The sequence below is a fragment of the Corynebacterium matruchotii genome, from assembly GCF_011612265.2.
Classification (GTDB): Bacteria; Actinomycetota; Actinomycetes; order Mycobacteriales; family Mycobacteriaceae; genus Corynebacterium; species Corynebacterium matruchotii.
Map to the genome: position 1 here is coordinate 1,473,689 of NZ_CP050134.2, position 13,737 is coordinate 1,487,425.

9 protein-coding genes are annotated in these 13,737 nt (G+C 57.3%); 4 read left to right on the forward strand and 5 right to left on the reverse strand.

Features of this window, described 5'->3' with window-relative positions; genetic code table 11:
* Positions 1 to 29 precede the first annotated feature (29 nt).
* The 5 genes from HBA49_RS06695 to HBA49_RS06715 form a co-directional block, all read right to left on the reverse strand.
* Entirely contained in the window at positions 30 to 1,079 is a 1,050-nt protein-coding gene (locus HBA49_RS06695; protein ID WP_005527159.1) for a cation diffusion facilitator family transporter, read from the reverse strand.
* Between the two features lie 126 nt (positions 1,080 to 1,205).
* The gene (locus HBA49_RS06700; protein ID WP_005527518.1) at positions 1,206 to 3,710 is read right to left on the reverse strand and encodes a tetratricopeptide repeat protein; all 2,505 of its coding nucleotides are present in this window, start codon (positions 3,708 to 3,710) and stop codon (positions 1,206 to 1,208) included.
* 126 nt (positions 3,711 to 3,836) lie between these two features.
* Complete coding sequence (gene ilvC, locus HBA49_RS06705) at positions 3,837 to 4,850, reverse strand: ketol-acid reductoisomerase (protein ID WP_005523066.1); 1,014 nt, start codon at positions 4,848 to 4,850, stop codon at positions 3,837 to 3,839.
* 148 nt (positions 4,851 to 4,998) lie between these two features.
* Entirely contained in the window at positions 4,999 to 5,529 is a 531-nt protein-coding gene (ilvN, locus tag HBA49_RS06710; protein WP_005523067.1) for an acetolactate synthase small subunit, read from the reverse strand.
* Positions 5,530 to 5,541: 12 nt separating this feature from the next.
* Positions 5,542 to 7,386, reverse strand: coding sequence for an acetolactate synthase large subunit (locus HBA49_RS06715; RefSeq protein WP_225866133.1), 1,845 nt, complete (start codon positions 7,384 to 7,386; stop codon positions 5,542 to 5,544).
* A 383-nt stretch (positions 7,387 to 7,769) separates the two neighbouring features.
* On the opposite strand from HBA49_RS06715, the gene HBA49_RS06720 reads away from it, so the two are divergent.
* The 4 genes from HBA49_RS06720 (at position 7,770) to HBA49_RS06735 (ending at position 13,728) form a co-directional block, all read left to right on the forward strand.
* Positions 7,770 to 9,671, forward strand: coding sequence for a mechanosensitive ion channel family protein (locus tag HBA49_RS06720; protein WP_005527158.1), 1,902 nt, complete (start codon positions 7,770 to 7,772; stop codon positions 9,669 to 9,671).
* A 94-nt stretch (positions 9,672 to 9,765) separates the two neighbouring features.
* Complete coding sequence (locus tag HBA49_RS06725) at positions 9,766 to 10,278, forward strand: PH domain-containing protein (RefSeq protein ID WP_005526982.1); 513 nt, start codon at positions 9,766 to 9,768, stop codon at positions 10,276 to 10,278.
* Positions 10,279 to 10,382: 104 nt separating this feature from the next.
* Positions 10,383 to 12,224, forward strand: a complete 1,842-nt coding sequence (gene ilvD / locus HBA49_RS06730; protein WP_005523080.1) for a dihydroxy-acid dehydratase — start codon at positions 10,383 to 10,385, stop codon at positions 12,222 to 12,224.
* 217 nt (positions 12,225 to 12,441) lie between these two features.
* Complete coding sequence (locus HBA49_RS06735) at positions 12,442 to 13,728, forward strand: glycosyltransferase 87 family protein (RefSeq protein ID WP_005527279.1); 1,287 nt, start codon at positions 12,442 to 12,444, stop codon at positions 13,726 to 13,728.
* Positions 13,729 to 13,737 lie beyond the last annotated feature (9 nt).

The window sequence follows — 13,737 nt, forward strand, 5'->3', positions numbered from 1 at the left end:
GCTTCCACCCAACTACGGCATGACTTGTGCTAGGTGTGGCAAATTATTTCGTGATTATGGTGTTTTGTTCCTTCGATTTGGACGGTGGTGTGATCGATTCCTAATTCCTTGAAGGCTTGTTGCACATCATCGAGCACCCCGCAGTCGGCTCGGGGTTTTTCGTCCACCATCACCACATGGCAGGTTGCGAGCAATTTATTGCCGTCGAGTGACCACACGTGCAGGTCATGGACGGCTGATACGCCTTCCACGGTTTCGAGCTTTTCGACGATCCCCTCGGTGTCGACGCCTACTGGCACTTGTTCGAGGAGAACCCGGAGCGATTCCCACGCGAGTTTCACGGAGCGCGGCAGGATGAGTGCCGCAATGATGAGGGAGGCTACCGTGTCGGCCCATAGGATGCCGGTGAATTGCATGAGGAGGGCGGCGACGATAACGGCAACGGACCCGAACAAGTCGACGAGAACATGCAGGTAGGCGCCGCGAACGTTCATATTTTCGTGGGAATGCCCGTGGAGCACGATGGCGCCGAAAATATTGGCGATGAGGCCGATCACGCCGACTACAAGCATGACGGTGATGTCGATGGTTTCGCCGTTGCGGAAGCGTTCGATGGCTTCGAACACGATCCAAACGGAGATAATGGACACGCTCACGGCGTTGAGGAGGGCGGCCACCACTTCGAATCGTTTATAGCCGTAGGTGGCGGTTTTCGTGGCGGTGCGTCGGGCTAGGAGGATAGCGACGGCAGCCACAACAAGCCCGGTGGAGTCGGACAGCATGTGCATGGCGTCGGAGATGAGCGCGAGGGAGCCGGAGTACCAGCCGCCGAAGAGTTCGGCGAAGAAAATAACCGCGGTGAAGAATAAGACGCCTAATAGGGCTCGCAGGGAGGAGGGCACATGACTGTGATTATGGTCATGATCGTGATCGTGCTGGTGGTCGTGATGATCGTGGGCATCGTGGGAGTGTTGGTGTTCCTCGTGATGAGCCTCATGGTCGTGATGGTCGTGGTCGGCAACAGCGGTCGCCCCCACATTGGTGGTGTCAGCCTGGTTTTCGGTGTTCGGCTTGGTCATGAATCTCACCTTACACGCTGTTTTCATTTAGCGCCAGTTATTGAAAATAAACATTAGGTATCACTACTATGTGGTTTATCACTATTGATAGTTCCCCCACTGTCGCCGAGGGACGTTTCGGCGTCGTCAAGCGGAGCCTTCCTCACCATGCCATCGCTGCTCACATTCCGCATGCCGGTTTTCTACCCACGAACGCAACCAACTTGTGTCATAGGGGGATGTGATCGAATCACGCAGAATTTTCCAATATTCGCAAGCCTTTTCATAATGCCCTGCACTGTCGTGGGCGACCGCCGCGGCATGAAATAGCTTCATCATTATTAGATGCACACACCCAAATTCATAAGCACACAGCGTTATCACCCACGGGGCTTCGGCCACAACCTGTTGATATTCACCCGCCCAATGCAGGCAACACACATAAGAAGCCCATTGAAGCGCAGTCATTGGATGCCTGAGCCCCCACCGATGCTCACAGGTGGTCGCCAACTCCGCAGCTAATACCAACCCCTGTCTCTTGCGGCCGGCTAACACTAACATCTCCGCATGGCGCCGTTGGATTTGCAGGGTTAATGGGGCGTCCACACCACAAAGTTTTTCACTCGCCCGTGCCGCATCGCGTAGCTGCCCAAGCGCCACCGAATCCTTGAGCCCAATATCTTGCAGGTAGCAGGCATAATTATAGCGAGCACACATCACAATAAAATCATCGTTCCCCCACTCATCAGCCATCACATCGATCAGCTGCCCATACCCTCTAGCAAAGAGCTTATACCCATCAGGCTTCTTGGACGGAGCATGGTACTCCCCTTCAGACCATCGGCGAAACCACCGGGTTGTGAGATCATTCAAATGGAAAACTTCATAATCGGCGATCAGGGGAATAATCTGGCGCCACGCCTCGGCAGGATGCCCTAGCAGGATTAAGTATCTTACGTACACAACCCGCGCTAAGAACGCTTCTGCGCAATAGCTGCGTTGATCCCATGTATCATCGGTATAATTCCACATTCGCTGCAATTCATCGTATGCCTTCTCCCGCTTACCCAGGTCACAAAGCACTTTCATATAACCATCATGAATGTTCACCAGGAGTACTTCTAAGTCATGATCGTCACAATAACAGTAGCCAGTGTATGGGATGCCATTGACGTCAATACCGCTCTCCACATACTCCTCAAAAAACGCAGAATATTCCCACTCCGCCAGATCCAACCACCCTTGGTTCCGTAACTGCCACAGATACCGCGACCGACACAAAAGTAACTCATCAGGTTTATTCATCACACCATCAAAAAGCCGCAGCGCAGGCCCCAATAACGCCGCCGCTTCCTCAATACATCCATGGCGTACAACATAATCAAGATAGCGGTAGCACTTATTACGGCTTCGAGGACCCATACATCCGTAAAATCGAAGCCACTGGGTGAGACACTGACACACATGCCGACTTGTGATAGCCGGATCGCTCTTCTTCCCTATCACTGTGCGCTGAATGTATTTCCACCAATCATCCAAGATCTTTGGAATACTGGTCCCCAACTCTCGACACGTACCCCACTGTTTTCGCACTTGCGCCATTGTTTTCAGCCAATTCCCGGTTCTCCGCGCTTGCCCCAATTGGTTATTTCCCGCAGCAATCTGCTCTTTCGAAAGCTGGCGAAGCTCATTGACGTGTTCCATGGCAAGGGCATGCCGGTCAGACTTGTGCAGCTGATACCAATCCAGCTCCAAAACAATGGAGCGAAATAAATCAGATTGCGTCCCATATTTCCCCGCCACAAAATCAATAAGTTTCACGTATTCGTCTACGGCCTCGTCAATTCGGCCAATACGCGTCAGCCCCGCGCAATACGCCCGCCGCTGTGGCACATCGCTTGGATCCGTAGGCGCCTTGAGCGTGGGATCCAGCCTTTGCAGTAGGTTAGGGTAGAAATCTTCACGATGTTTCAGCCGCTCGGCAAAGCGAAAAAACTCCGGGTTCCGCACTGGTAACGTAGCCACCGGGTTAAAGGTTTCCCTAATATATTTCGGTTGGTTGGCGGTAATATCATCCAAAAGCACTCGGGTATCTGCCAGGATTCCCAGCGGCCGGTGCATTGACCGCTTGTCGACGCCCCACAGGCGGCCATACTCCACCAACGCTTCTTTCTGATGCACCCCGGCCAGGAGGAAAACCAAGGTACCCCGGGCTAATCGGGTCAGGTCGTGCCTGCCACCCAGGGTTTTTGCATAGCCGCGCACCACCGCATGCAGCAGGTAAGTGGCCTCTTCAAAACAGCCCAACCGAATGAAACACCCGACCGCGGCAAACCGCACATCGTAGCCATCGTCATAATCCGCGACCAGCAGGTATTGTTCCAATGCCTGGAGATGTAAATTGGTTTCTTTCAAACACAGCGCCCAGTCGGCACGGTTACTTCTGGTTGTGGGATGCTCTGGACCAAACGTCTGTTCGCAGGCCGCCACAAGCCGCCGCAACTCGGGTTGGGCTGTCTTATCATCCCCCTCGTCCATAAGCGCGGTGGTGTAGTCCCGCCAGGCGGCTAACGTATCGGGGTGCTCCTCCCCCAAGGTTGCGCGTAACTGGATTAACTGGTGATAGTACTGTGCCGATGGAGTTTGACCCATGCATCAACTGTACTGCGATGACCGGTCCGAGCAATCCGGTGCCGCTCCCCCACCCCAATGATGTGGAAACCCACCTGCCGGCAAGTTGCCAGGCAGGTGGGTACACCGCAATACGTTGTGACGATGCTACGCGGTCTCGTCCAGTGGGTTCTTCACCCAGCTCATGAGGTCACGCAGCTTGTCGCCAACCTTCTCGATCGGGTGATTGGCGTTCTTGGCGCGCAACTCCTCCAGCTCCTTGTTGCCGCCCTCAATGTTGGCGAGCAGCCGCTTGGTGAAGGTGCCGTCCTGAATGTCGGACAGAATGTCCCGCATGCGCTGCTTAGCACTCTCATCAATCAGGCGAGGGCCGGACAGGTAGCCGCCGAACTCGGCAGTGTCAGAGATCGAATAGTTCATGTTAGAAATACCACCTTCGAACATGAGGTCGACAATGAGTTTCATTTCGTGCAGGCATTCGAAGTAGGCCATCTCTGGCTCATAGCCGGCTTCGGTCAACACTTCGAAACCGACCTTGATGAGTTCCTCAATGCCACCACACAGCACAGCCTGCTCGCCGAACAAGTCGGTCACAGTCTCCGCTTCGAAAGTGGTAGGAATCACACCGGCGCGGGCGCCACCGATAGCGGCAGCGTACGACAGGCACAGGGCCTTGCCCTCACCCTTGGGGTCCTGCTCCACGGCGATGAGGCAGGGAACACCCTTGCCATCCACGAATTGACGACGCACCAGGTGGCCTGGCCCCTTGGGGGCAACCATGCCCACGGTGATATTGGCGGCCGGCTCAATCAGGTGGAAGTGAATGTTGAGGCCGTGGCCGAACAACAAAGCATTGCCGTCAGACAGGTTCGGCTCGATCTCTTCCTTGTACACCTTGGCTTGGGAGGTGTCCGGGATCAACACCATGATGACATCGGCCCAGGCGGTGGCGTCCGCATTGGACAGCACCTTGAAACCGGCCTCTTTGGCTTTTTCGGCGGACTTGGAGCCCTCACGCAGGCCAACCACAACCTCCACGCCAGAATCCCGCAGGTTCTGGGCGTGAGCATGCCCCTGGGAGCCATAGCCCAACACCGCAACCTTACGTCCCTGGATGAGCGACAGATCGGCATCGGCGTCGTAAAGCACTTCAATAGCCATAAGTAACAATATACCTTTCGTTGAAAAACTGACTACCTAACGTTATATCACAGAATGAGATGAAACCACGGGGCCAGTCTCACTTTGTGGGATATGTCGGCATATGGTGTGGGTGCGACGACCGCGACAGTCGCCGCACCACCACACTCTAACGTACGCTTGGTGCCATCGTCTTCGGGCCCCGGTTGAGCGCAATCTGGCCGGAAGAAATCAACTCACGGATCCCAAACGGCTCCAACACCTCCAACAATGCCCGCAGTTTCCCCTGCGTACCGGTTGCTTCAATAACCACCGAATCCGGTGCCACATCCACCACCCGGGCCCGGAAAATATTGGCGGCATCAACCACCTGCGGCCGATTATTGGCATCCGCAGCCACCTTCACCATCATCAACGCCCGAGCTACCATGGTGCCTTCTTCCAGCCGCACCACTTTCAGCACCGGAACCAGCTTATTTAGCTGCTTAGTGATCTGCTCAATATTGACCTCATCGGCATCCACCACCACCGTAATCCGGTTGATCTTCGGATGCTCGGTCTTGCCGGAAACCAACGACACCAACGAAAACCCCCGGCGCGTAAACATGGCCGACACGCGGGAAATGATGCCGTCTAAGTCTTCCACTAGCACGCTTAAAACATGGCGGGATACCACGGTGTTATTAGGATTATTAGGCATTATCTCGACTCCTTATTCCTCGAATTGTTTTTCGATAACGCTTGGGTCGGCATCGAAGAAGGGGCGCAGGCCGCGCGCGTATTCGATATCCGAATTGGAGTGGCCGGCGGCAACCATGGGCCACACTTGGGCGTCTTGGCCCACGATGAAGTCGATGACCACGGGGCGGTCGGTGATTTCTTGGGCCTTACGGATCGTGGGTTCGATCTCTTCGTCTTTGGTCACGCGGAACGCCACGCAGCCTTGGGCTTCGGCAAGTTTGACGAAGTCGGGCATGTATTCGTGTTGTTCCCGCAGTTTCGTGTGGGAGTAGTGCTCATCGTAGAACAGGGTTTGCCACTGGCGAACCATGCCAAGGTTACCGTTGTTAATGAGGGCGACTTTAATGGGGAATCCTTCAACGGCGGCGGTGGTGAGTTCCTGGTTTGTCATTTGGAAACAGCCGTCGCCGTCAACAACCCAGATTTCTTTCTCGGGGGCGGCTGCTTTCGCACCAAGGGCTGCGGGGATGGCGTAGCCCATGGTGCCGGAACCACCGGAGTTCAGCCAGGTGCGGGGGTTTTTGAAGTCGATGAATTGGGCTGCCCACATTTGGTGTTGGCCCACGCCGGCAACGTAGACGGCTTCGGGGCCGGCGATGCGAGAGAGAGTTTCGATGACGTGTTGGGGTTCTAGCAGGCCGTCGTGGGTGCGCACATAGCCGCGGGGGAATTTCTCTTTCAGTCCCTGGACGTGGCGGGACCAGTCGCCGATGTCGATCCCGTCGGGGAGTTGGCGTTTGAATTCGGCGAGCAGTGCGGCGAGCACTTCTGCGGCGTCGCCGACGATGGGGACGTCGACGGGCCGGATTTTGCCGATTTCGGCGGGATCAATGTCAGCGTGGATGACTTGGGCGTCGGGGGCGAAGGTTTCGGTTTGGCCGGTGACCCGGTCGTCAAAGCGAGCGCCGATGGTAATGAGCAGGTCGGATCCCTGCATGCCACCCACGGCGGCGACCGTGCCGTGCATGCCAGGCATGCCCAGGTGCAGCGGGTGGTCGTCGGGGAAGGACCCTAATGCCATGAGAGTGGTGACCACCGGGATGCCGGTGTGGTTAGCGAATTCTAACAGTTGGGGGGCCGCGTTGGCTTTAATGACGCCGCCGCCGATGTAGAGAACTGGGCGTTTGGCCTCGCCGATGAGTTTAATGGCTTGTTCGATGGGTCGGCTGTGTGGGGTGGTGACAGGCCGGTAGCCGGGCAGTTCGAGTTGGGGTGGCCAGACGAAGTCGAGTTCGGTGTTTTGGATGTCTTTGGGGATATCAACGAGGACTGGGCCGGGGCGGCCGGTGGCTGCCAGGTGGAAGGCTTCGGCGATGACCTGCGGGATTTGGGCGGCGTCGGTGATGATGAAGTTGTGTTTCGTGACCGGCATGGTGATGCCGCGGATGTCGGCTTCTTGGAAGGCGTCGGTGCCGAGAATGGGGCGGGGCACCTGGCCGGTGATGGCGACGAGCGGCACGGAATCCAGGTAGGCGTCGGCGATGGGGGTGACTAGGTTGGTGGCGCCGGGCCCGGAGGTGGCGATGCATACCCCGACTTTGCCGGAGACTTGCGCGTAGCCGGTTGCGGCGTGGCCGGCACCTTGTTCGTGCCGGACGAGAATATGCCGTAGTTTAGTGGACGAGTAGAGCGCTTCGTAGAGCGGAAGGACGGCGCCACCGGGCAGGCCGAAGACGAGGTCGGTGCCAAGGTTTTCAAGTGACCGGACGATCGCTTCGGCACCGCTGATGCGTTCGGCTTGGGGTTTGGTGGTGTCCTGCGGTTTTTGGCTTCGGTGGGCGACCGTTGCCGGGGTGGGGTGTGAGGAAGCTGCCACGACTTCAGACTCCTTGAGTAAAATCACTGGGTTTTTAAAGGTTTCTGCCGACTCCACATCGTGGGTGAGATATGACTTGGTAGAAATCCTATGCAAAAACCCTCGCTTCAACACTTGTGGCGTGAACCGAGGGCGCTTGACAAATCAACTTGCACTAGGCAGTTGACACGGCAGGCGCCGCGACAATTACCACGAGTACAAGCTGAATAATGTTCATGGGATCACATACTACCCTCCTAGGGGTGGTTCATCGCAAATCCACCCCCGTATGCTAGAAAATTCAGTCTCCTCTTAACCTCACCGTAATGTAGCAGTTCAGCTGTGGGGTAGGCGTGGTCGAACACTTGTATCCCTTCTTCAGGTCTTCGCTATGCTCGAACATTATGCCCCTATCTACCATTGCATCTTTGTTTTGGGCTTGGATTGTTGATCCGGGTCTTACTCTTGGGCTGTGGCTCATTATTGCATTGCTGATTCCTCGCGCCGGGCGATTGGCGATGTATTTGATTACCAATAAAATCGTGGCGCCTGATGAGGATGATACGAAAACTCAACTGGCGTTAGCCGGTGTGTTGGTGTATTTAGCGCAGATAGCTGCGTATTTCCTGGTTTTCGTATTTGCGTTGAGCGCGTTGGGCTTTTCACTGGCGGGCGCGACCATCCCGGCGACCGCGGCGTCGGCCGCTCTTGGTTTTGGCGCTCAGTCGATTATTGCGGACTTTATTGCCGGGTTTTTCGTGTTGAGCGAGAAGCAATATGGCGTGGGCGACTGGGTGCGGTTTGAGGGTGGTGCCACGGATATTGAGGGCACCGTCATTCAGATTACGATGCGGTCCACGAGGATTAGGACCTTGGCCGAACAGACGGTGATTATCCCGAATTCCAAGGCTGGCGTGTCGATCAATAATTCCAATCACTGGTCGTCCGCGGTGGTGACCATGCAGATCCCGTTGTTGGAGTCGTCGACGGTTGATGAAGCTGTTGAGCGGGCGACGAAGGCTGCGGAGGCTGCGTTGACGGAACCGAAGATAGACGAGGTGGTGTGGGGGGCATTGACCGTGCACCCCGCGGTGAATGTGACCGAGCCAACCACTGTGGGTATGCCGTGGACGGTTGGTGTGCGGTTCTTGGCGCAGGTGAAGCCGGGTAGCCAGTGGTTGGTGGAGCGGGCGATCCGCATGAGTTTGGTAAGCGAGTTTTGGAATGAGTACCGGTCGACGTCGTCGCTGGATGGTAAGTATTCGCTGAATGATGCCAACGCCAAAGGTAGCGTGGGCGCGGACCAGGCTTCCCCGAAGACCACCATGTTTGCCAGCACGTCGGCTAGCGACGCGGCGAAGGCGGTGGATCAGGATCATAAGTTTAGGTCATTGACGACCGAACAGCTGCGGGAGGTGCGGCTGCGGCATGCGCCCGAGGGGGTGTTGTCGCCTGACGACGTGGTGCCTCCCGAGAAAGTGGAGTCGCAAACCGAGCGGGGCCTGCTCACCACTAATGATCCAGCAATCCCTGACCATGATAAGAAGAAGACCTCAAAGGAAGAAGAGAAGCCCAAGGAGGAGCGCAAGCTCAAGGGCTGGGAGAAGCTTTTGACGATTGGTGGCCGGGTGCGGGTTTCCACCACCATGCTGTTGGTTGCCGCCCTTGTGTTGTTGGTGTTGAAGGGTCTTACTTTCACCCCCGCCAATGGTGCAGAGGGTAATGCCGGTATTTTGGCCCCCAAGGCCACGCAGAGCGTGAACGCCCCTGGTAATGGTTATGGGGTGTCCCAGTCGACGAATACGAATGCGCCGACTACCGGGACGAATTCGGAGTCAACGAATCCTAGTGACGAACAGTCGCAGAGCACCGACTCGTCCGGACACCCGCGTGGTTCGGAGGTCGCTCCGACGCAGGGTTCATCATCCCGTGGGGCGGGGGGCGCTAACTCGAATGATGATTACAGCGGCCAGGAGCCGTCAGGTGGCACGAATGGTACCGCTGGTGGTACTTCGGGGGGCACGAGTGGCGGCACCGGCGGTAACGCTGGCGGCGGTACTGCCGGGGGTACTTCGGGTGGCACATCCGGTGGCACCAATAGTGGTGGCACTGGCGGCGGTACCGCAGGCGGGACATCCGGTGGTACCGGTGGTAATACCGGTGGCACCACTGGCGGCACTGGTGGTGAGACCGGCGGCGGCACAGGTGGTACCGGCGGTGGCACCACTGGCGGCACTGGTGGTGAGACCGGCGGCGGCACAGGTGGTACCGGTGGCGGCACCGCAGGCGGCGCCGGTACCCAATAATCCCCGACGCTAGCCGCACCCGGATAATCGGATAGCCCCAGTTCAATATCGAGAACTGGGGCTTTTTGCCGCCCATCAACTACTATGGGTGCCCATGGCAGAGCAACAGCATCACGTGTTCCGGCCCGAACGCACCCATCTTTTGGCGGCCATCATCATGATTCTCCTGTCGCTGTTTATCATTGGCAGTGATCTTCTCTACCTGTTTTGGTTGCCGCTTCTGCCTGTTGTGTTCATTATGTGGGTAGTGCGTGCCCACACTATTGTTGACGACACTGGGATCACCGCCCATCCCGCATTTGCTCAGCCCACCACCACCGATTGGGCGGATATTGCCGGCATTGGGTTTGGTCGGTCCCAGGCATTCCTGCAAACCAAGGAGGGGAAGAAAATCACGCTGCCTGGGGTGACGTTTAATTCTCTCCCCCAGCTGGAGGCGACCTCTGCCGGCCGGATTCCCGATGCTCTCACCCAGGGCAGGCAGGCTGCGGACGACAAGGTGGTGATTGTGCATAAGGATGGCCGGCAGGTGCTCGTCGATAAGCAGGAATACGAGCGGTTGGCGGCAGAGGACGTCGATAAGCAGGCGAAAACCGACTCGGATTAACAGCATGCCACGACGCGGTATAGGCTAAGAACACACTCTGACTTAATACGTGCGGGGACACCCATACCCGCCGCACCCACATACGATTGTAAGAAGACTAGTTTATGTTTCCGCTTCGATCCCGCGTGACCACTGTTGGCCGTAATGCGTCCGGGGCCCGCGCTCTTTGGCGCGCCACCGGCACTCAAGAACACGAATTCGGCAAGCCCATTGTCGCCATTGTGAACTCGTACACCCAATTCGTGCCCGGCCACGTGCATTTGAAAAACGTTGGCGACATTGTGGCTGACGCTGTCCGGGCCGCTGGTGGGGTGCCGAAAGAATTCAATACCATTGCGGTCGACGATGGTATTGCCATGGGCCACGGTGGCATGCTGTATTCCCTCCCGTCCCGGGAGATCATTGCCGATTCGGTCGAATATATGTGCAATGCCCACACCGCCGACGCCATGGTGTGCATCTCTAACTGCGATAAAATCACCCCCGGCATGCTTAATGCTGCCCTCCGCCTGAATATTCCCGCCGTGTTTGTGTCTGGTGGGCCTATGGAGGCCGGGAAGGTCGTGGCCGTTGATGGCATAGCCCACACCCCAACGGACCTTATCACGGCGATTACTGCCTCTGCCTCGGAAGATGTTTCCGACCAGGATTTGCATGCTATTGAGGCGTCTGCCTGCCCCACCTGCGGTTCCTGCTCCGGCATGTTTACCGCGAACTCGATGAACTGCCTGACGGAGGCATTGGGGCTTTCACTTCCGGGGAACGGTACTACCCTGGCTACCCACACCGCCCGCCGCCAGTTGTTCGAACAGGCCGGCGAAATGATTGTGGATTTGTGTCGCCGCTACTACGGTGAGGAAGACGAATCCGTCCTCCCCCGCAGCATCGCCACGAAGGATGCGTTTTGTAACGCTATGGCCCTCGACATGGCCATGGGCGGCTCCACGAATACGGTGCTCCACACCTTGGCCGCCGCGCAGGAGGGTGATATTGATTTCACTCTCGCCGACATTGATGAGCTTTCTCACCGCATCCCCTGCATTTCGAAGGTCGCCCCCAATGGCACCTACCACATTGAAGACGTGCACCGGGCCGGCGGTATCCCCGCCATTCTTGGGGAGCTGCGGCGGGCCGGCCTGCTCAACGAAGACGTGCACACCATCGCCTACGATACGGTGGATGGGTGGCTCAACGACTGGGATATTCGCAGCGGAAAAACCATTGACCAGGCGATCGAGCTGTTCCACGCCGCGCCTGGTGGGGTGCGTACCACGGAGCCGTTCAGCCAGTCCACCAGGTGGGAATCTCTGGACCTGGATGTGGTCAATGGGTGTATCCACGACATGGAGCACGCCTATTCCGAAAACGGCGGGTTGGTTATTTTGCGCGGCAACCTCTCCCCCGACGGGTCTGTGCTGAAAACCGCCGGCGTGGATGAGGAATTATGGGAATTCACCGGGCCCGCACGGGTGTGCGAATCCCAAGAGGAGGCGGTGTCCACGATCCTCAAGCATGAGGTGCAGCCAGGTGAGGTGGTGGTCATCCGCTATGAGGGGCCGGCCGGGGGTCCGGGAATGCAGGAAATGCTGCACCCCACATCGTTCTTAAAGGGGGCTGGCCTGGGCAAAAAGTGCGCGCTCATCACCGATGGCCGGTTTTCTGGGGGCACGTCCGGGCTGTCTATCGGCCATATGTCTCCCGAGGCCGCCCACGGCGGGTTGATTGGCTTGATTGAGAACGGCGATTCGATCACAATTTCGGTGAAGAACCGGCTGCTCACGCTCAATGTGCCCGATGATGTGATCGAGCAGCGGCGGCAGGAAATGCTGTCCCGGGAAAAGCCGTGGACACCACGCAGCCGGGACCGGCAGGTGTCGAAAGCGCTGCGGGCCTATGCGAAAATGGCAACCAGCGCCGATAAGGGCGCGGTGCGGCTGGTCGATTAACCAACCGCCACCGTTCCTGGCCCGAAAACGCCATGGCCTATGGCCCGCACAGGCAGGTAATGGGCACCGGGTAGGCCCTTAGAGCCACGCTCGCCACAACTTGCTGGCCGACGGGTGGTGATGGGCCAGCTATTGGTCGGTGTGTCGGTGTTTCGGGGCGTGCGTTACACTTGCCGTGCAAGCATACCGCCTCTCAACCAAGGATCGTCAGCGACCAGTGACTGCCAATAAAACATTAACCCTGCTGCTCGAAGCCATTGAATCCGCATTTTCGACAAAAATCGTGGTGCGGAGTCTCACCATCTGCGGTTTCCTGGCATCAATCATGGTCATGGTGGTGCAGGTGCTCAGCACCACCGACCGGATCGACATGATGGTGTACCGGGCGGGCGCCCAAGCCTATGTGGATGGCGGGAGTCTTTACGGGGAACCGTTCGAAGTGTTCGGCCTCAAACTGCCGTTTATTTACCCGCCGTTTGCGGCCCTGCTGCTCGCCCCGTTCACCCTCTTGACGGATGTGGGGGCGGGTTATGCCATGGTGGCTATTTCCGCACTCTTCATGCTGGCGTGCATATGGTTTTTGGCCCAGAATTTACTACGTGACACCGGGTTAGCGTTGCTGCTCACCAGTTGGGCGTGGGGGCTCATACTGTTGTCGGAGCCGGTGCGGGCCAATGCGTCTTTCGGGCAGATCAATATGTGGCTGCTGGTGCTGGTGTTTTTGGACCTGGTTCCCCGGCGCCGGCGCATCCCCCAGGGGTGGCTGATCGGGGTGGCGGCCGCCATTAAGCTCACACCAGTGGTGATGCTGTTTGTGTTCCTGATAAAGAAGGATTGGCGGGCGATCACCTCAGCGATCGTGGGGTTCCTGGGGGCCACCGGGGTTGCGGCATTATATAACACCCGGGAGACGGTGGATTTTTACACCCGGGCGATTTTCATCATGAACGATAACTCCAAGATTGGGGTGAATATCGCCTATATTTCCAACCAGTCCATCAAGGGGGTTATCACCCGGTTGTGGCCGTCGAACGATGCCGCGAATGCCGCCAGCAGCCTCATTAATATTATTTGGTTGGTCCTGGTCGCCGTCACCATCACCGCGTTCTATTTCATTATTAAAGCCCTGCTGAACCGGGATCTGTTCCTCCTTGCGGCGTTCGCCAATTCGGCGTTGATGCTGTTGATTTCCCCGATTTCGTGGAATCACCACTGGGTGTGGTTACCACTGTGGCTGATCGTGTTGTGGCATTACAGTTGGCGGCTGCGCAGCCGTGACGGCCTGGTGACCGCCGCGATTCTTAGCTTCTTCACGCTGACGGTGCCGCCGCAATGGTGGCTGGGGGATCCCACCGGGGACCAGGATTTTCAGCAGCACCTGTTTATGAAGATTTTTATGGACGATTATTTCTTCTGGTGCCTGATGCTCACCATCATGCTGTGCGTGGCCATGCCGCGGATCATGGATTTAACCCGGCCCGACCAGGTTTCCCCTGCTCGCTAAGCTTGTCGA